Below are 19,601 nucleotides of genomic sequence, written 5' to 3' on the forward strand. Positions count from 1 at the left end.
CCTCCGGCATCCATTAAACCCCTAAAATCCACGCTCCATATCATACAGAAATATAAATAAAGGTTAATTATTCCATATTGGCGAATTACAAGAAGGTTACACATCATCAAGTTATGGAAGAGGGTTAATACATGAAGCTGGAACAGACAGAGCATCAAAAAGAGCTCCAACAAACCATCGATCAGGAGGTTCTGCTCTCCGGATTTTCGGGGACGGTACTGGTTACGCAACACGATCAGACCCTCGCAGCGGCTGCTTGCGGACAAGCCAACGTAGCGGAGGAACGGATCAATCAGCTTAACACCCGCTTCGGGATTGCTTCCGGCAGCAAACTGTTCACAGCAGTAGCCATCTGCCAGCTGGCCGAGCAGGGGAAGCTTTCTTTTGACGGCAAGGTGCTGGAGGTCTTACATGAGCAGAAGTTCCCTTTGTTCAGCCCGGAGATCACGGTTCATCAGCTGCTGACGCATAGCTCGGGCATTCCGGATTATTTCGATGAGGAGGTTATGGACGATTTCGCAGCACTATGGGAGGACATACCGATGTATACGCTCAGGCGACCGGGTGATTTCTTGCCACTATTTGCATCCCTGCCGATGAAATTCACTCCCGGCGATCGTTTCCACTATAACAATGCGGGTTATATCATGCTTGGCCTGCTTGTCGAAACGGTCAGCGGAATGAATTTCACGGATTATGTGGAGCAGCATATTTTCCAGCCTTGCGGGATGAAGGATTCCGGTTACTTCGCCCTGGATGCCCTCCCTGCCAATACAGCTCTCGGTTATATCGACAGTGAGACCGGAGAGAATATCAGCAACATCTACTCCATTCCGGTAGTGGGAGGCGGCGACGGCGGCGCTTTTGTCACGGCAGCGGATATGCAGAAGCTGTGGACATGCCTGCTCGGGCACAAGCTGCTGCAGCCAGAGACGACTACCCTGCTGCTCACACCGCATATTCATGAGGATGAGGATACTTACTATGGTTATGGAGTGTGGATTACGATCCGAAACGGCGAGGTGTTTAAATACCATCTCATGGGCTCCGATCCCGGGGTCTCCTTTCGCTCGGCAGTTTATCCGGCAAGCGGCGTAACTTTCACCGCTCTCTGCAACCGGAGCAGAGGAACTTACCGGATGATGCAGGTGGTTGAAGAGAATTTGCACACTAATAAATTACCGGGAGAGTGATGAGAAATGAATAATAAGGAACGATTTTCAAACCGGGTCGATACATATGTGAAGTACCGCCCAAGCTATCCAAAAGAAGCTGTTGATTATTTGTACAATGTCGTCGGTTTGCGTTCGAACAGTAAAATAGCAGACATCGGTTCAGGTACAGGTATTTTTTCAAAGCTACTTCTGGATCACGGAGGCTATGTGACCGCGGTCGAGCCGAATCCGTCCATGCGGTTAGCCGCCGAGCAAATGTTAGAGGGCCATCCGAACTATCAGACGATATCAGGTTCTGCAGAATCTACAGGATTATCTGATCAGTCAGTTGATTTTATTGTCTGTGCACAAGCATTTCACTGGTTTGATCACACGGCAGCGCGAACTGAATTCCGTAGAATTCTGCGGCCGGACGGGCGGGTTATACTGATTTGGAATTCCCGCCTTACACAAGGTACACCATTTCGTGAAGAGTACGATCAACTGCTTCATACCTATGGAACCGACTACGAACATGTCAATCATAAAAATATTTCTCAAGCGATGCTTCTCTCTTTTTTCAAGGAAGGCACTATGCATGAAGTGCGATTTAGAATGAGTCAAAAGTTCGATTTCGAGGGCTTGAAGGGCCGGTTGCTATCCTCTTCCTACAGCCCTGTACCCGGACATCCAAATTACGAACCGATGATGATAGAACTACGAAACTTATTTGACAGGACTAATCAGGATGGTATGATTCTATTCGATTATGAAACTGAGATGTTTTGGGGAGAAGTATAAATCCAAAAGCCGTACACCAGCAATTTGCTGATTGTACGGCTTTTTGGATGTTCATTATATAATTTAGTACCGCGTTACGCCATCCTTAGTCACCAGCGCGAATACCAGCGGCTGCGGCGGAACCGGCTGAGCGGAGATGCGGTAAGCTTCCAGCACCTTGGCTTCGGCTTCCTGCACTTTGCTCTCACTGGCATCATTCACATGCAGCACGGCAAGCGTATCGCCTGCGGCTACGGCATCGCCGACCTTAATCGCCAGCTGAATGCCAACGGCCAGGTCGATGACGGATTCCTTCGTTTCGCGTCCGGCGCCGAGCAGCATTGCCGCTACGCCGATCTCTTCGGCCTGAATGCTCTCCACATACCCTGCGGCTTCCGCCTTCACTTCGATGAACTTGCGCGCTGCCGGCAAAGTATCCGGCGACTCAATCTGCGTGGCATCGCCGCCTTGGGCTGACACCATCTGCTTGAACTTGTCCAGCGCACTGCCGTCTTTGATATGGGACAGCAGAATGGAGCGCGCTTCTTGTTCGTCCTTTGCCTTGCCGCCGAGCACCAGCATCTGGCTGCCCAGAATGAGGCAGACCTCCTGCAGATCCTTCGGCCCGTGGCCGTTCAGGGTCTCAATGCCCTCTTTGATCTCCAGCGCATTGCCGATACCGAAGCCCAGCGGCTGGTCCATGTCGCTGATCACAGCAACCGTATTGCGGCCGAGATGTGTTCCGATATCCACCATCGCCTGTGCGAGTGCAATGGAATCATCCAGCGTCTTCATGAACGCGCCGCTGCCGGTCTTCACATCAAGGACGATGGCATCCGCACCTGCGGCGATCTTCTTGCTCATTACGGAGCTGGCAATCAGCGGAATGGATTCCACGGTTGCAGTCACGTCACGCAGTGCGTACAATTTCTTGTCCGCAGGCGTAATGTTGCCGGACTGGCCGATGACAGCTGCACCGATCTCCCCTACCTGGGTGAAAAAGCGCTCCCGGTCCATCTCCACGGAGAATCCGGTGATCGACTCCAGCTTGTCGAGCGTACCGCCGGTGTGGCCGAGGCCGCGTCCGGACATTTTGGCCACCGGAACTCCGGCCGCAGCTACAAGCGGGGCCAATACAACCGTCGTTTTGTCACCAACACCGCCGGTAGAATGCTTGTCTACCTTGATACCTGCAATCGGACTGAGATCCACCTGGTCACCGGACATCGCCATTTCCAGGGTCAGATCGCCGGTTTCCCGTGCGTTCATTCCGCGGAAATAGACAGCCATCGCCCAGGCGGAAATCTGGTAATCAGGAATTTCACCTTTGCTGTAGCCTTGAATCAGAAAAGCTATTTCTTCACGGCTGAGCTCTCCGCCGTCTCTTTTTTTCTGGATAAGGTCAACTGCACGCATTATACCTGTACCTCACGGACAAAGGAGCGCACAAGTCCGATAAATTTCGGTTTGGTCAGGTTAGCGACTTTTACCACCTGCTCATGAGTGAGCGGCTCCAGCTCGTCCCCGATCGCCATATCGGTGATACAGGTAATGCCGAGCACACGCAGCTTGCTGTGGCTGGCTACGATCACTTCGGGCACAGTGGACATTCCAACGGCATCGCCGCCGAGATAGGCCAGCATTTTAAGTTCAGCCGGAGTTTCATAGGTAGGGCCGCTGATGCCTGCATATACGCCTTCCTGCAGCACAAGTGCTTCACCATCGGCACCCTTTACTTCACCGGCCAGCTTCTTCGCCAGCGCGATATATTCCGGGTCATACGCACGGGACATATCCGGGAAACGTACACCCAGCTCCGGATCATTCGGTCCGATCAGCGGGTTGTCGCCAGTCATGTTCAGGTGGTCGGTAATCAGCATGAGGTCACCGGCTTTGAACGCTCTGTTCATTCCGCCGCCTGCATTGGTAATCACGAGTGTGCCTACGCCAAGCTTAGCCATTACGTATACCGGCAGCACCACTTTGCGCATTTCATAACCTTCATAGTAGTGGAAACGGCCCTGCATGATCATAACATCCTTGCCTTCCAGCTTACCGATCACGAACCGTCCGGCATGACCTTCTACCGTGGAACGCGGGAAATGCGGAATTTCTTCATAAGGCAGATATACCGCATCTTCGATCTGATCGCCCAGATCCCCGAGGCCGGAGCCCAGAATAAGTCCGATAGCCGGTGTGTAAGAACCGAATTTGGATTGAATATATTCAGCAGCTTCTTTTACCTGAGTGCCGTATGGGACTGTTGATGGTGTTGTCATAGGTTGATCCTCCCGGATATGAATTGTCTTGTAAATAGCTTGAAGCAGGAACTACATCTTCGGAATAAAAGCCAGCACCAGCTTCAGGAATTGCTCGCGCACACGTTCCGCTGTCTCCATCACTTCTGCATGGTTCAGCGGCTGTTCCAGAATTCCGGCAGCCATGTTGGTGATGCAGGAAATACCAAGCACTTCAATACCGGCATGACGGGCCACAATCGTCTCAGATACTGTGGACATCCCTACTGCATCCGCCCCTTGGCGGCGCAGCATAACGATCTCAGCAGGAGTCTCATAGTTTGGTCCGAGCAGACCGGCGTATACGCCTTCCTTGAACTCGAAGTTCAGCGCTGCAGCAGCTTCTTTGGCGGCTGCAATCAGGCGCGGGCTGTAAGCCGAAGACATATCCGGGAAACGTACGCCCAGCGCATTATCATTCGGTCCGGTCAGCGGATTGCGGCCTGTGAGGTTCAGATGGTCAGTAATCAGCATCAGATCACCCGGTGTGAAATCGGTGTTGACCCCGCCGGCAGCGTTGGTAACCAGCAGGCTGGTTACGCCCAGCTCTTTCATTACGCGCACCGGGAATGCCGTAGTTTCTGGTCCGTACCCTTCGTACATGTGGAAGCGGCCTTTCATCATGACCACGCGGCGGCCTTCGATCATGCCGATCAGCAGTTCACCTTCATGTCCTTCAACAGTGGATACGGGGAAATGGGGAATTTCATTATAAGGAATGACTACTTCATCCGTGGTCAGATCGGCCAGAACGCCGAGGCCGGAGCCGAGGATCAGCCCGATCTCGGGGGCAACGGTACATTTGTCTTTGATATATACTGCTGCTTCTTGAATATTGCTTTGGGTAACTGCGGTCATGGTTGGTTCCTCCTTGAGGTGGGTGGGATGAACTTTAGTCATCGACGTAAAGCTGAGCCGTCACTACGGTGATATTTGGACTTCCGGCCGCTGTTGTCTACAGATTTCTTCAATTTTGACCCGCTTAGCGGTTGAAATCCGTAGACAAAGGCGGTCGCTATCGCTCCTACAGTTCCAAATTTCCCCTTCGATTCTTCTCGCTTTTAGTTATATCCTTCAGTTCATCTTGATTTATTATTTAAATTAAATTAATTCAGACAAAAAGCTCGTTCCGTACTGCGGTGCCTTCGCTCCGAAATTATCAGCGATAGTAGCGGCAACGTCAGAGAAGGTCTGGCGGATGCCCAGGCTGCCCGGAGTCTTGAATCGCGGGCTGTAGATCAGGAGCGGCACATATTCACGGGTATGATCCGTTCCGGCATGGATCGGGTCATTGCCGTGGTCCGCCGAGATGATCAGCAGATCATCTTCATCCAGGGTGGAGAGCAGCTCAGGCAGCGCCTGATCAAATACCTCCAGCGCCCGGCCGTAGCCTTCCGGATCACGGCGGTGGCCGTACAGGGAATCGAAATCAACGAGATTGGTGAACAGGAATCCGTTGAACGGCTTGCGCAGCTCATCAATGGTGATCTGGATACCGTGCTCATTGCTCTTCGTAGGGTACGTAGCCGTCACCCCTTCGCCAGTGAAGATATCATTGATTTTACCTACCGCAATCACGTCTTTGCCGATGTCCTCCAGAGCGTTCATAACGGTCGGCTCCGGCGGCTTCACCGCGTAGTCATGACGGTTCGGGGTACGCACGAAATTCCCCGGTTCACCGATATAAGGACGGGCGATGACACGGCCTACGGAGAATTCGGGAGCCATCGTCAGCTCGCGGGCGATCCGGCAGGCGCTGTACAGCTCTTCCAGAGGAATGATATCTTCATGCGCGGCAAGCTGGAATACGCTATCTGCCGAAGTATACACAATCCATGCGCCGGTCTTCATCTGCTCTTCGCCATATTCTACGAGAATCTCCGTGCCGGAAGCCGGTTTGTTGCCAATCACCTTGCGTCCGGTTGCCGCTTCGAACTTCTCAATCAGCTCTGCGGGGAATCCGTCAAAATAAGTATTAAAAGGAACCTCAATCTTCAGGCCCATCAGCTCCCAGTGGCCGGTCATCGTATCCTTGCCTACTGAAACCTCCTGCATTTTGCCGTAATAGCCTGTTGGGGCAGCTACCGGTTCAAGCGGCGGCAGCGGAGCAATATTCGCAAGTCCCAGCTGCTGCAGATTAGGAAGCTTAAGACCCGGAACCCGCTCCAGAATATGACCCAGCGTATGGGAGCCTGTATCTCCAAAATTAGCGGCATCCGGCGCTTCACCGATACCTACACTATCCAGAACAATAAATCCGATGCGTTTAAATGAGGACATTGCCGTCTTCACTCCTTCGTAGTTTGCATAATCGTAAGGTCTGCTCAAAACAGGAAGAAACTCCGGGAGAACCTCTCCCGGGAGCTATCCTTTCAGTATGATTCCATCATAACTTTCTTACTCACAAAAAGCATCTTTTCGGGCCAATCCAACCCATTACCCGTTCTACCCACGGTTACACCATACCTCTGAATACAGGCTACCTCGCCCGGGGATGGTGATTCTCATAGACTTCCTTCATATTCTTGCGGGCGATTCCGCTATAAATCTGAGTGGTCGAAATATCGGAATGGCCCAGCATCTGCTGCACAGAGCGCAGGTCTGCCCCGCCTTCCAGCAGATGAGCGGCGAAGGAATGCCGCAGGGTATGCGGTGTGATGTCCTGCTGGATGTCGGCTTCACGCGCATATTTCTTTATTATTTTCCAAAAGCCCTGACGGGTCAGCCGTCCGCCCAGACTGTTAAGGAACAGCGCCGGCTCCTCCAGGTTCACCCGGAGCAGCTTGTCCCGCATACCGGCGGTATAACGGGCCACACAATCCGCAGCAATCGTACCCAGCGGCACCACTCTTTCCTTGCCGGAAGCGCCGCTGCAGCGGGCGAACTTCAGCCCGGTGTTCACGTCCTCCACATTCAGCGAGATTAGCTCCGTAACACGGATACCCGTAGCATAGAGCAGCTCAAGCATCGCCTTATCGCGCATCCCCTGGGGAGCAGATTCATCTGGGACGGCCAGCAGGCGTTCAATTTCTTCAATACTAAGAATCATCGGCGGTTTCTTGCTCGGTTTAATCGTTTCCATATCCAGTGTCGGGTCTTGCCCGATCAACCGTTCTTTCAGCAAAAAATGAAAATAGGCGCGCAGCGATACCGTATTCCGGTTGACTGTTGCCGTTGCCTTGCCCGCTCCGCGCAGAGCGCCGAGGTAGAGCATAATATGTGATCTTCTGATTTCTTCCATCGCAGCCGTGCCGCGTTCTTCGGTAAACTGCAGAAACTGCGAAATATCCCGTCCATAGGATTCCAGCGTACTAGGAGACAATCCTTTGTCCCCGGACAAATACTGCATAAACGGCTGCAAGTGTGACTTCATCTATTCACGCTCCTGTCATACTCAGGCTGCTTCATGCCGCTCTGCAGCGGTTGGGATCCGGCAGCAGTCAGAACGCGGGGCGTCCCTTACATGCTCTAGATTCATTCGACAGGCTTCTAGCTTTTTCCTGCAACCGGCGGAGCGCTCACTCCCCGTACCAATAGTAGAACCGCAGGCGCTGACCTGCACTCAGCCCTTCATCGCTTTGCTTCACATCATGAAATGCCCGGATGGCTGTGCCCTCCGGAATATCATAATTCTGAGCGGGGCTGATCCAGGCACTGACCCAGCTTAGGACATAGTACAGTACACAGCTGATCGCAACGAGCAAGGTCATGAAATACAGCCGGCGTACGGTTTTGGGAATGGAGACAATCATCCGGACAACCTCCTAAAAGTTATGGCAGCATCTGCTTCATGGTTCTGCTTCGCAAAACTCGCTTCGAAAGCATTCACTTAAGTTTTGGCCGCATCTGCTTCACTATTCCACTTCGCAGAACTCGTCCTTCACTTTATGCGCCGGAGGGTGGTGTTATGTATTGCTCTTTGAATAATCATTTAAAAAGCCCCCTCCGGCCATTCAGCCGGGGAGAGCTTGTGCGGTAATTCCTCATCTGTATAAGAGTTCATGCTCTATATTAGCTTATTCGGGAGTATTGCCGTCTGTAGGATTCTTATCCTTGCAGCGGTGGCAAATTCCGTGGAAATCAAGTCTATGATCAAGCACCGTAAAATTATAATCCTTCTCAAGACGCTCTTCCAGCGGACCCAGCCAATCCTCACGAATTTCATCCATGGTTCCGCATTGTACACAAATCAGATGATGATGATGATGTTTCGCTGTATCCGTCCGCAGATCATAACGGGCAACACCGTCTCCGAAATTAATCTTCTCCACGACATGAAGCTCGCTGAGCAGTTCCAGGGTACGATATACGGTGGCGAGACCGATCTCCGGAGCCTTTTCTTTCACCAGCATGAATACATCTTCAGCGCTTAAATGATCATCCTCGTTCTCCAGGAGAACTCTTAAGGTCGCTTCCCGTTGAGGTGTAAGCTTGTATCCTTGGGATTGTAGTTGTTGCTTAATCTTGTCTATCCGGGCTTCCATTGTCTGCCTCCCCCTTGGAAAATTACCGCACCGGGCTTCAAGCCACTTCTTCCATTATAGGGGGAGTTACTTTGAGAAGTCAAACGCTTTTAGCTTACGCGGAGGTGGGACCCCGACGTTCAAGGATGTGCCGGAATGGAAATTCATTCCACCACAGGTTCTCAGTACAGGCTGCTGCTTCCTGAAGATTCCACGCTCATCCGGCTGACACCAGCATCGGCGTCACCCACCGCATCATCACCGGGGTCACCCAGGCTTCAAATCCGGAGATCCCCATAACCAGCAGGGCCATGCCGAGTGACAGCAGGGTATACATTACAAAAGGCCGGGTCACCTTGGTACGCCGCTGTTGTCCCAGCACCCGGCTGCGGATCATCAGCAGGGAGAAAGCAATCGCGGCCGCGCTGCATACGAGCAGTACCGGAATCAGCACCAGATTATGCGGGGCTACAGAGACCAGGGCAAACAGCATGCCATGCCAGGAATACTGGCTGACCAGACTGCCGACGGTGAAGCCAATTAGCACGCCTTTGAGGAAATCAAGAATCAGAATCCCCGGAAGTCCGATAACCGACAAGCCGAGGATCCAGATCAGTCCAACCCATTTGAGATTGAATGCGGCAATCCCCCAATACGAATCCTGCGCGGCAGGCAGTCCCTGCTGATCAACGGTCATGAAGAAATTACCCAGATAATCCCCCAGCTCCTGCTGCTGATCCAGCGTTAACGCACTGACAATGAGCGCTCCAAATACGACCCCGACCAGGAATAATACCGCGACAAAAATATAAAGAGGCGTCTGTTCCTTCATCATCAGCCTTAAACTGCGCATCAGGACATTCTCCTTTCCGGTCACATGTTACACCATATGAAGGAATGTCCCGCTCTATGACTTGTCCTTGGTTACTTACCCTTAATGACCTTGCCGTACGTCCCTCCGCCTCCTGAAGAGAGCGCAAGCTTGCCAGTACGGGCCAGTACGATCAGCTCTGCTAGCTCTTGTCCGGCAACAGCAGCAAGCTCGGCTTCACCCGCCTTGTGCAATATATTCATCTCTGTGCCAAACGCCTGCAGCAGATCATTCAGCTTGCGCTTGCCAAGTCCCGGAATAAACTCCAGAGGCACCTGATAATGGTACGGCGGACGGTACGCCGGAACCAGCGGCTGCTCACGGTCAGCAATATCGAGAATACGGTCCAGCACACCTTTCACCAGCTTCGGGCTGCCGCAATACGGACAGCGCTCTGAAGTCGCATACGCCTCATCGATAATGCTGCCGCAGCCGCCGCAATATGTGCGGTGGTATTTCCCCAGCCGGGGATTCAGCCCGAAGTTGGCACTAATCCGGCGTCCCTCCGAGCGTTCCAGCGCCAGCTTCAGCTCATGGAAGGAAGGCCGCTGCAGCTCGATCACATTATACTCACGGCCGATTTTACCCAGGGAATGGGCGTCGGAATTAGTCAGGAAGCTGTAGGGGTCAAGCTCTGAAATATATCCGGCCATTTCCGAATCCGCACTGAGTCCAAGCTCCACCGCAGCAATCCGTTCCAGGTCGAATAATTCAGCCATCCGCTCCGCTGCACAGCCGTATAGCCCTTTGTGCGGGGTGAAAATATGTGCGGGAATCAGCAAGCCTCCCCGTCCGGTAATCTCGTCCTGCAGCACCCGGGAGGGTGCATACAGGCGCTGGGAGCTGAGATTCACATTGCGCATATGGGCGCTCATCCAGCTGCTGAACTCTTCCATGGTCCCCAGGTCCGGCATAAAGGCCAGGACATGGCATTCTTTCCGCCCGGGCTCACGGATCTCAATCTCGGTTCCCAGGATGATCGTAGTCCCCCTGTAGGCAATACCTCCGCCTTCCGCCATCGTCATCTCACCGGAATCCAGCGCCGCATGAATATCCCGCAGCACCCCCGGGGAGTGGCTGTCGATGATGCCGATCAGGCCAATCCCCTTGCGCTCCGCCGCCTCTTTGGCAATCCCGGCGAAGGTGAGCTCGCGGCTGCCGCTGATTTTGACAGCCTGTCCCTCCGAAGTCCGCCCGATATGCACATGCAGGTCGCAGTAAACGCTCTGCAGCGTGGACACTAGTGCCATTGCCCAGTCAGCGTATACAGATGCCAGGCATAGACAGCCATCATGGTCTTGGCATCGGCAATACGTCCATCTGCGATATACTGGTACGCTTCCTCCAGCGTCAGCTCGGAAACCTCCAGGAATTCATCCTCATCCAGCGCCATCTCACCCGGCTGGGCATCTTCTGTCACATAGAGGTGAATGATCTCATCGGCGAAGCCGGGAGAGGTATAGAAGGACTTCAGCAGCTTCAGCCCGCCGCTGTGAAATCCGGTCTCCTCCTGAAGCTCACGGCCCGCAGCCGCCAGCGGATCCTCGCCTTTATCCAGCTTGCCTGCCGGTATCTCCACTTCAGTACGGTGCATCGGCTGGCGATACTGTTCCACAACAAGCATTTTACCGTTATTCAGCGCCAGCACAGCTACGGCCCCCGGATGCTTCACCACCTCACGGGTTGCTGTATTGCCGTCAGGCAGCTTCACCGTATCTACCTGCAGCGAAATAATGTTGCCAGTAAAGATCGGCTTCGTCGACAATGTTTCTTCATCCAATGCGGGGTTGCGGTTGATTTCATCGTTTTTCATAGATTTGTGGTCTCCTTTGGCATGGTTATGCATAGGGTGTATTATAGCAAACTTAAAAGGAAAGAAGGAATGCAGGCATGAATGATTGTCTTGTCCGAGCAAGCTCATCCGCAGTTACAATGGTAGGTAAACCGGAGCAGATCAAGGCCGTAATGGCCGGGTGGATGAAGCAGTACGGGCGTGATATGCCCCTATCCTACATCCTGCTGCTCCAGGCGGAAACGCGGATCACAGCTTCCAAGGCAGGATAATGCCGCTTCTTTCCGGATATCCGTGAGGAAGATTAGCTTCACCGAGTAACAAGAAGGAGCTGTCTCCCGGTGAATTCCGGAACAGCTCCTTCTTGTTACATTTAAGCGCAGCCGGCCCCATTACCGGCAGGCATCTGCGCAGTTTTTGAAATCAGCCTTTTTGGCTCTCGGCCACAATGGCAACAACCAGGCTGGCTACTTTGACGATATCTTCGGCTTTGATCCGTTCCTTCGTTGTGTGGATATCCTCATAGCCGACAGCCAGATTCACAGTAGGAACCTTCAGGCCGTTGAACACATTGGCATCACTGCCGCCTCCGGAAGCGAACAGCCGGGTAGTCAGTCCCAGTGAAGTAATCGCGCGGTCTGCCAGCTGTACCACCGGATCATGCTCATTAAAGCTGAACGCCGGATAAATGATTTCACTGCGGAATTCACTCTGTGCGCCGTTGTCACGTGCGGTTGTCTCCAAGGCTTCACGCATAGAGGCAATCTGCAGTTCTACCTTCTCCTGGACAATACTGCGGGCTTCCGCATCCAGCTGCACATGGTCGCAGACCACATTGGTCGGGCCGCCGCCGGCAAATTTGCCGATATTCGCTGTCGTTTCATTATCGATCCGTCCAAGCTTCATCGCCGAAATCGCTTTGCTGGCTACTTGAATCGCACTGATCCCATCCTCCGGATTAACTCCTGCATGAGCAGATTTGCCGAAGATCTGCATCGTTACCCGCGCCTGTGTCGGCGCAGCAATGGCAATCGCTCCTACTTCACCATTGGAATCGAGCGCGAAGCCAAGATCGGCATCCAGATGTGCCGGGTCCATTGCGCGTGCGCCCATCAGCCCGGACTCTTCGCCTGCCGTAATGACAAACTGAATCTGCCCGTGCGGAAGCTTCTGCTCCTGAATTACCCGAATCGCTTCGAACAAGGCGGCAAGTCCCGCTTTGTCATCCGCTCCGAGAATTGTGCTGCCGTCGCTGGTAATCCAGCCGTCTGCCCCCAGCGTAGGCTTAATATTCTGCCCTGGAACCACCGTGTCCATATGGCAGGTGAACAGCAGCTTAGGCGCGCTCACCCCGCTGTCTGCAGGCCAGGTTACGAACAGATTGCCCGCCCCGTGTCCCGTTCTCTCCTGAGAATCATCTTCAACCGCTGTCAGGCCCAGACTGCTGAATTTCTCCTTAAGCACATCGGCAATCCGCCGTTCATTTCTGGTTTCACTATCAATACGGACAAGCTCCATGAATTCATTGATCAACCGGTCTTGTGATATCACTTGGACTTCCCTCTCTTTCGCGGATACGTTACAATGGTTGTACTGCGTTGTCTAACGCCTACGTTCTTAACTTAAACTAATCTCAAAGGAGTCACTCATGCAACAGAAAAAATGGTTCCGCATCATTATCTACATTATGCTGATCGCTATGATCGCCTCTACGGTGCTCTTTGTCATCGAGCCGTTTATGGCCGGTTAGTCACGTTTAGTACTTGAATAACAGCGTCCGGGTTCTCCGGGCGCTGTTTGACGTTGCCTGGATTCAGCATTCATTATTCTGCAGCACTTACAGCCCCGGCAACCGCTTCATACGGAAACTGCTGCAAGAAATAAGGCACCAGCTCTGACGCAACGGTCTCTATGGCAAAGGAACGTCCGGTGCATTCCTCAAGTGAAGTGACTCCGTACTCGGCAATGCCGCAGGGTATGATTCCCGAGAAGCCGCTTTGGCTGATTCCGGCTGAGATGTTGAACGCGAAGCCGTGGCTGGTAATAAAACCTCTGCGGAATTTACTCTTGTTGAATTTGACGCCGATCGCACAAATCTTCTCATCGCCGACCCATACGCCCGTATATCCCTGCTTGCGGGTTCCTGTTATCCCGTATGAAGCCAGAAAGGCAATAATAACGGCCTCCAGCCTGCGCAGATATCCGTGCAGATCGACCTTGCCGTCTTCGCCAAGCTTCAGGAGGGGATAACCTACAAGCTGGCCCGGTCCGTGATATGTAATATCTCCTCCGCGGTCGATTTCAAACAGCGCAATCCCTTGTTTCCCCAGCTGTTCCACGCTAAGGAGCAGATGCTCCGGATGATTCTGTGAACCGATGGTATAGGTTGGCGGATGCTGCAGAAGGATCAGCCGCTCGGAAGCGGTGCCCGCGTCAATCCCCTGCACCGCTTCCTTTTGCAGCTCCCAGGCCGCGCCGTATTCCATCAGCGGGAGATAGGAAACTTCCAGTTTACTTAAGTTCAGGTTGTCCATGGTCATAAGGTCCCCTTTGCTTCATATTCTCCCTGTCACAGGGTTCCGCAGCTGCCTTATTAAAGCATTAGTACAGCTTGGTGTCCGGCGTATAACCTTCCACATTATCCTTCACGCGCTGCAGGAAACGCCCGCTGATGACTCCATCCAGAATCCGGTGATCCAGCGACAGGCAGATATTGGCCATCGAGCGGACGGCGATCATATCATTGATGACCACTGGTTTTTTCACGATAGATTCAAAGGTTAGAATCGCCGCCTGCGGATAGTTAATAATCGGGTAGGACAGAATCGAGCCGAACGAGCCGGTGTTGTTAACCGTGAACGTGCCGCCCTGCATATCTTCCAGCCGCAGCTTGCCTTCACGAGTCTTCAGCGCCAGTTCGTCGATCTCGCGGGCCAGCCCGGCGATGTTCTTCTGATCGGCTTTTTTGATGACCGGTGTCATTACGGAATCCTCTGTACCTACGGCAAGCGAGATGTTGATATCGCGTTTGACGATGATTTTGTCAACGGCCCAGACGGAGTTCATAATCGGATAATCCTTGATTGCACTGACAACCGCCTTCATCAAAAAGGCCAGATAGGTCAGGTTAATACCCTCTTTGCGCTTGAACTCATCCTTCAGCTTGTTGCGCAGCACGACAAGATGGGTCACATCGACCTCAATCATTGTCCAGGCATGCGGAATCTCCGAGACGCTCTGGCGCATACGGGTCGCGATCGTATTGCGGATCGGCGTAACGTCGATCAGATATTCCGAGCTGCTGCCCCGTCCGCCTTCCACTTCGATCGTTGGAATCTTCGGCGACTCGCTTAAGTGCAGACCGGAATGACGCAGATGCTGAGGTTCTCCGCGCACTTCTTCCTGAATGGCCTGCAGCGCAGGCTGCTGCAACGCTTCAGGGGCAGCGGCGGGTGCCGTAGCTGCTGGCTGGGCTGCAGCTGCGCCGCTCTCCAGGAACGCGAGCACATCCTTGCGTGTGATGCGTCCGCCCAGGCCGGTGCCCGGCACGGCCGCAAGGTTGATGCCGTGCTCGGCGGCCAGCGTCTGCACAGCCGGAGAGTAACGGGAGCGCATCGGAGCATCCGCGTCAAAAGCCGCAGCCGGCACAGACGGCCGGACGGAGGCGTGGGCAGGCTGCGGCGCGGCGCCGGGTGCCGCAGGTGCAGCGGAATTTGCAGGTCCCGCAGCGGCAGCTACCGGGGACGTGGCCGCTGCGGATGCCGCAGGGGCTGCTGCACCGGCAACTGCGATACGGGCGATAATCTCGCCGACGCTGACCGTCTGGCCTTCTTCGGCGAGCAGCTCCACCAGCGTACCGTCTACGGTAGCCGGCAGCTCAGCATTTACCTTATCCGTAATCAGCTCACAGATCGGCTCATATTGCTCGATCGTATCGCCCGGCTGCTTCAGCCATTTCCCGATCGTCGCGGATACCAGCGATTCTGCCAGCTGCGGCATGATTACATCCGTCAGCTTTGTATTGTCAGACATAATGTCACTCCTTAAAGTTTTGTAAGCAATAGGCTTCCTGAGTTAGCTTCGACAAAACTGGCTTCGAAAGCATACGCTTATGTTTTGTAAGCACAAGCTTCCTGAAGCAGCTTCGTACAAAACTGGCTTCGGAAGCATGTAGCCACGAAATCCTGCCCAAAATACAACATTTCACCACTTAAATCGGTCAAACATCAAAAAAGTTGTACAAAAGGCAGCATTTCTCTTTATCCAAGCCGATAAGCGTGCAAATTGTTGTATTTCATACAGCAATCTGCCCAACCCACCGCTAATTTCGAATCTAAGCTGCAATAATTGCAACATTCATGCCCAATGTACATTACAGGCTGAGCCTAAATACCTCACCTGTTGTTCACATATATCAGTACTGCGCCAAACGCAGCATCTCAGCCTTTAATTTGTCCTTGCTCAGCATGAAGAACTTCTCCATCGGCGGGGAGATTGGCATCGCCGGCACATCAGGTCCGCACAGGCGGAAGATTGGCGCATCCAGATCAAACAGGCAGTGTTCAGCAATAATCGCTGCCACTTCGCCGCCAATGCCTCCGGTCTTGTTGTCCTCGTGGACAATCAGCACCTTGCCGGTCTGGCGGACAGCGGCAATAATCGCCTCGCGGTCCAGCGGCTGCAGGGTGCGCAGATCCAGAATATGCGCGGTAATGCCCTGCTCGCGCTCCAGCTCTTCCGCTGCCTGCATCGCAAAATGCAGCGGCAGGCTATACCCGATCACCGTAATATCGCTGCCTTCACGCAGCAGATTCGCTTCACCGATCGGCACAATGTAGTCGCCCTCCGGCACATCTTCCTTGATCAGCTTGTAGCATTTCTTGTTCTCGAAGAACAGCACCGGATCAGGGTCACGGACAGCAGCTTTCAGCAGTCCCTTGGCATCGGCAGCCGAGTAAGGGGCTACAATCTTCAGTCCCGGAGTACCGAAGAAGATCGATTCCGGACACTGAGAGTGGTACAATCCGCCGAAGATCCCGCCGCCGATAGGCGCGCGGATTACCACCGGACAGTTCCAGTCGTTATTGGAGCGGTAGCGGATTTTGGCCGCCTCGCTGATAATCTGGTTCGTAGCCGGCAGCATGAAATCCGAGTACTGCATTTCGGCGATTGGCTTCATACCGTACATCGCAGCTCCGATCGCCACACCGGCAATCGCTGACTCCGCAAGCGGTGTATCAAGCACGCGCTCTGCGCCGAACTGCTCCTGCAGTCCTTTGGTAGTCGTGAATACGCCGCCCTTCACGCCGACATCCTCACCCAGCACGAACACCGAATCATCGCGCTCCATCTCTTCCTTCATTGCCAGCCGGATTGCATCGATATATTCCATCATCGCCATGGCTTATGCTCCTCCCTTGAGGCCGGATTCATCGTACACATGCAGCAGCGTATCTTCCGGTTTCGGGAACGGTGCATTTTCGGCGTAGGTTATGGCCTCTTTCAATTCAAGATTATATTCGGCAACCAGATCACGCTCCTGCTCGTCACTCCACAGACCCAGTCCGGTCAGGTATGTGCGGAACGCGGCGATGCCGTCCTTTTTCCAGTTCTCGTCAACCTCTTCCTTGGTCCGGTAAGCCAGATCATTATCCGAGGTGGAATGCGGCGACAGGCGGTACATCATCGCTTCAATCAGGGTGGGTCCTTCTCCGGCGAGCGCACGCTCCCGCGCCTCTTTGACCACACGGTAGACCTCAAGCGGATCATTGCCGTCCACCCGGACCCCCGGGAAGCCATAGCCGAGGGCGCGGTCACTAACCTTGCCTCCAAGCTGCTTGTGGGCAGGAATGGAGATCGCATACTGGTTGTTCTGGCAGAAGATGATAACCGGCAGCTTATTCACACCGGCGAAGTTACACGCTTCATGAAAATCCCCCTGGTTACTGGAGCCTTCACCGAACGTAACAAAGGAAACAAACTTTTTCTTCTGCATCTTGGCCGCCAGCGCAAAGCCTACAGCATGCGGAACCTGGGTCGTAACCGGACTTGATCCCGTTACGATACGCAGGCGTTTGCTCCCGAAGTGGCCCGGCATTTGCCGGCCGCCGCTATTCGGATCTTCCGCCTTGGCGAATACGGACAGCATCAGCTCACGCGTGGTCATTCCTACCGTCAGCACGAAAGCATAATCACGGTAATACGGGAGGAAATAATCATTCTCCCGGTCCAGCGCAAAAGCCGCCGCGACCTGCGCCGCTTCCTGTCCGATGCCGGACACATGGAAGTTGATCTTGCCTGCGCGCTGAAGCAGCAGACTGCGCTCATCGTATTTGCGCCCGAGCTGCATAAATCTGTACATATCGATAACCTGGCCGTCGCTGAGTCCAAGCTGTTTATGTCGGTTAACGGTTTCTACAGTACCTTGGGATTCCATATAAGAGGTACCTCCTAAAAGTTTTGTAAGCATAGCTTCCTGAATTCAGGTCGTTCAACCCGGCTCCGGAAGCGTTCGCTAACTTTGTTAAGCATGACTTAACAAAGTATATGCCCTGATCTTAAAACCAAGTACTAAATTCATTCTAAGTTCATTATAATCCCTTTCCATACAAAAAGAAAAGCCAAGAAATGCCGCTATGGAGCTGTTTAGGCGCATCAAGCGCCCTCAGCTCCGTCCGGCATTCACTTTAGCCCCTTCATCGTATCCTAGAATCCGATTGCTCTTCCATCCACCGCCAGCATCGCTTCACCGATGATCTCCGAAAGTGTCGGATGGGCATGGACCGCCTCGCCAACCTCCCAGGGTGTTGCATCCAGAATCTGTGCCAATGCCGCTTCACCGATCAGGTCCGTCACATGCGGGCCAATCATCTGCACGCCGAGGATATCCCCGCTCTTCGAGTCGGCGACCACTTTTACGAAGCCGTCCTTCATGCCGTAGACAATCGCTTTGCCGATAGCGGAGAACGGGAATTTGCCGGTTACAGTCTCATGTCCCAGCGCCTTCGCTTCCTTCTCGGTATAACCGACACTTGCCACTTCCGGCCGCGTATAGACGCAGCGGGGAACAAGATGGGCTTCATACGGATGGAGCGTTTCGCCCGCCAGGTGATTGACGGCACGGATGCCTTCATGGCTGGCCGCATGTGCCAGCTGCAGTCCGCCGATGCAGTCGCCAATAGCGTAGATATGCGGCTCCCCCGTCTGCATGCTGGCATTCACTCCGATGACACCTTTGTCGAAGCGGATATCTGTATTTTCCAGGCCGATATTCTCGATATTCGCTACGCGCCCGACGGATACCAGCAGCTTCTCTGCCGACAGGCTCTGACTCTGCTCACCCTTACGGGCTTCAATCGTAATTCCGGATTCCGATAGGTTACAGGTCTCTGCATCCACGGTAGTCCCCGTCAACACTTTGACTCCACGTTTCTTAAGCAGACGCAGCAGTTCACGGGCAACCTCTTCATCTTCCTGCGGCAGCAGCTGGCCGGCGGCCTCAACTACAGTGACCTGCACACCGAAATCGGCTAGCATCGAAGCCCATTCCACGCCGATAACCCCGCCGCCCACAATAATAATCGAAGCCGGAAGCTCTTCGAGCGTCAGCGCTTCTTCACTGCTCAGAATCACCTTGCCGTCAGGCGTGAGGCCAGGCAGTATACGCGGACGTGATCCGGTAGCAATGATGAGATTGGTGGAGACTACGGTCTCCATCTCGCCATCCTCCAGCTCCACGGCAACTGCACCGCTTCGCGGAGAGAAGATAGACGGGCCGATGATCCGGCCTTTACCTTTGAGAATCTGAATTTTATTCTTGCGCATCAAATACTGCACACCCTGATGGAGCTGCTCCACTACCGCTTCCTTACGCAGCTGCACTTTGGGAAACACCAGCTCTACGCCAGTTGTCTCTATACCGTAGCTTTCGCTCTCCTTGATTTCAGCAAATACCTCGGCACTGCGCAGCAGTGATTTGCTGGGAATGCAGCCGCGGTGCAGGCAGGTTCCGCCCAGCTTGTCCATTTCGATGACGACGACGGATTTGCCGAGCTGCGCGGCGCGGATCGCCGCCACATAACCACCGGTACCTCCACCAAGTATCGCCACGTCACAGGTAATTGTCATGATATGTATCCTCCAGTCATTCCTCTAAAGTTCATTTAACCTATTATATTGTACTCTCTTTTGATTCTATTACAAAACTTATAAACGTCATGTATCCATGGACTTTTGCCAATTGAA

The 19,601-nt window shown here is 53.5% G+C and carries 20 protein-coding genes; 4 read left to right on the forward strand and 16 right to left on the reverse strand.

Annotated elements, in window-relative coordinates:
* Positions 1 to 131 precede the first annotated feature (131 nt).
* Together QW71_RS16165 and QW71_RS16170 are read left to right on the forward strand one after the other, a co-directional pair.
* Complete coding sequence (locus QW71_RS16165) at positions 132 to 1,193, forward strand: serine hydrolase (RefSeq protein ID WP_047013804.1); 1,062 nt, start codon at positions 132 to 134, stop codon at positions 1,191 to 1,193.
* A 6-nt stretch (positions 1,194 to 1,199) separates the two neighbouring features.
* The gene (locus QW71_RS16170) at positions 1,200 to 1,955 is read left to right on the forward strand and encodes a class I SAM-dependent methyltransferase (RefSeq protein WP_039300329.1); all 756 of its coding nucleotides are present in this window, start codon (positions 1,200 to 1,202) and stop codon (positions 1,953 to 1,955) included.
* Positions 1,956 to 2,018: 63 nt separating this feature from the next.
* Here the strand turns inward: QW71_RS16170 and QW71_RS16175 are convergent, their stop codons facing one another.
* The 10 genes from QW71_RS16175 to QW71_RS16220 form a co-directional block, all read right to left on the reverse strand.
* Positions 2,019 to 3,350, reverse strand: coding sequence for a pyrimidine-nucleoside phosphorylase (locus QW71_RS16175; protein ID WP_039300332.1), 1,332 nt, complete (start codon positions 3,348 to 3,350; stop codon positions 2,019 to 2,021).
* Positions 3,350 to 4,213, reverse strand: coding sequence for a purine-nucleoside phosphorylase (locus QW71_RS16180; protein ID WP_039300336.1), 864 nt, complete (start codon positions 4,211 to 4,213; stop codon positions 3,350 to 3,352). Before QW71_RS16180 ends, QW71_RS16175 begins: the two co-directional genes overlap by 1 nt.
* A gap of 51 nt (positions 4,214 to 4,264) precedes the next feature.
* Positions 4,265 to 5,089 (reverse strand): purine-nucleoside phosphorylase, encoded by an 825-nt coding sequence (locus tag QW71_RS16185; RefSeq protein ID WP_039300338.1) that lies wholly within the window; start codon positions 5,087 to 5,089, stop codon positions 4,265 to 4,267.
* A 243-nt stretch (positions 5,090 to 5,332) separates the two neighbouring features.
* Complete coding sequence (gene deoB / locus QW71_RS16190; protein ID WP_039300341.1) at positions 5,333 to 6,511, reverse strand: phosphopentomutase; 1,179 nt, start codon at positions 6,509 to 6,511, stop codon at positions 5,333 to 5,335.
* Between the two features lie 199 nt (positions 6,512 to 6,710).
* Positions 6,711 to 7,604, reverse strand: coding sequence for a site-specific tyrosine recombinase XerD (gene xerD, locus QW71_RS16195; protein ID WP_039300344.1), 894 nt, complete (start codon positions 7,602 to 7,604; stop codon positions 6,711 to 6,713).
* 145 nt (positions 7,605 to 7,749) lie between these two features.
* Complete coding sequence (locus tag QW71_RS16200) at positions 7,750 to 7,983, reverse strand: DUF4227 family protein (protein WP_039300347.1); 234 nt, start codon at positions 7,981 to 7,983, stop codon at positions 7,750 to 7,752.
* Positions 7,984 to 8,247: 264 nt separating this feature from the next.
* A complete protein-coding gene (locus tag QW71_RS16205; protein ID WP_039300350.1) occupies positions 8,248 to 8,715 on the reverse strand; it encodes a Fur family transcriptional regulator in 468 nt (155 codons plus the stop codon).
* A 196-nt stretch (positions 8,716 to 8,911) separates the two neighbouring features.
* Positions 8,912 to 9,547, reverse strand: coding sequence for a stage II sporulation protein M (spoIIM, locus tag QW71_RS16210; RefSeq protein ID WP_039300353.1), 636 nt, complete (start codon positions 9,545 to 9,547; stop codon positions 8,912 to 8,914).
* 71 nt (positions 9,548 to 9,618) lie between these two features.
* Positions 9,619 to 10,815, reverse strand: a complete 1,197-nt coding sequence (locus tag QW71_RS16215) for an endonuclease Q family protein (protein ID WP_039300356.1) — start codon at positions 10,813 to 10,815, stop codon at positions 9,619 to 9,621.
* Complete coding sequence (locus tag QW71_RS16220; RefSeq protein ID WP_042138703.1) at positions 10,806 to 11,378, reverse strand: NUDIX hydrolase; 573 nt, start codon at positions 11,376 to 11,378, stop codon at positions 10,806 to 10,808. Before QW71_RS16220 ends, QW71_RS16215 begins: the two co-directional genes overlap by 10 nt.
* Before the next feature lie 77 nt (positions 11,379 to 11,455).
* Between QW71_RS16220 and QW71_RS40500 the strand changes: the two genes are divergently transcribed.
* A complete protein-coding gene (locus tag QW71_RS40500; protein ID WP_160311813.1) occupies positions 11,456 to 11,629 on the forward strand; it encodes a hypothetical protein in 174 nt (57 codons plus the stop codon).
* A 151-nt stretch (positions 11,630 to 11,780) separates the two neighbouring features.
* Here QW71_RS40500 and QW71_RS16225 read toward each other — a convergent pair whose 3' ends face one another.
* Positions 11,781 to 12,908, reverse strand: a complete 1,128-nt coding sequence (locus tag QW71_RS16225; protein WP_039300359.1) for a M20/M25/M40 family metallo-hydrolase — start codon at positions 12,906 to 12,908, stop codon at positions 11,781 to 11,783.
* A 97-nt stretch (positions 12,909 to 13,005) separates the two neighbouring features.
* Here QW71_RS16225 and prli42 point away from each other — a divergent pair, with 97 nt between their 5' ends.
* Complete coding sequence (prli42, locus tag QW71_RS39860) at positions 13,006 to 13,107, forward strand: stressosome-associated protein Prli42 (protein WP_099052488.1); 102 nt, start codon at positions 13,006 to 13,008, stop codon at positions 13,105 to 13,107.
* A gap of 73 nt (positions 13,108 to 13,180) precedes the next feature.
* Here prli42 and lipB read toward each other — a convergent pair whose 3' ends face one another.
* The 5 genes from lipB to lpdA all read right to left on the reverse strand — a co-directional run bounded on the left by lipB (position 13,181) and on the right by lpdA (position 19,484).
* Positions 13,181 to 13,882, reverse strand: coding sequence for a lipoyl(octanoyl) transferase LipB (gene lipB / locus QW71_RS16230; protein ID WP_373604772.1), 702 nt, complete (start codon positions 13,880 to 13,882; stop codon positions 13,181 to 13,183).
* A gap of 76 nt (positions 13,883 to 13,958) precedes the next feature.
* The gene (locus QW71_RS16235) at positions 13,959 to 15,389 is read right to left on the reverse strand and encodes a dihydrolipoamide acetyltransferase family protein (protein WP_039300363.1); all 1,431 of its coding nucleotides are present in this window, start codon (positions 15,387 to 15,389) and stop codon (positions 13,959 to 13,961) included.
* A 382-nt stretch (positions 15,390 to 15,771) separates the two neighbouring features.
* Positions 15,772 to 16,758, reverse strand: a complete 987-nt coding sequence (locus QW71_RS16240; protein WP_039300367.1) for an alpha-ketoacid dehydrogenase subunit beta — start codon at positions 16,756 to 16,758, stop codon at positions 15,772 to 15,774.
* Between the two features lie 3 nt (positions 16,759 to 16,761).
* Positions 16,762 to 17,793, reverse strand: a complete 1,032-nt coding sequence (locus QW71_RS16245) for a thiamine pyrophosphate-dependent dehydrogenase E1 component subunit alpha (RefSeq protein ID WP_039300370.1) — start codon at positions 17,791 to 17,793, stop codon at positions 16,762 to 16,764.
* A gap of 269 nt (positions 17,794 to 18,062) precedes the next feature.
* A complete protein-coding gene (gene lpdA, locus QW71_RS16250; protein WP_039300373.1) occupies positions 18,063 to 19,484 on the reverse strand; it encodes a dihydrolipoyl dehydrogenase in 1,422 nt (473 codons plus the stop codon).
* Positions 19,485 to 19,601: the final 117 nt, after the last annotated feature.

The organism is Paenibacillus sp. IHB B 3415, assembly GCF_000802655.2.
Classification (GTDB): Bacteria; Bacillota; Bacilli; order Paenibacillales; family Paenibacillaceae; genus Paenibacillus_AQ; species Paenibacillus_AQ phytohabitans.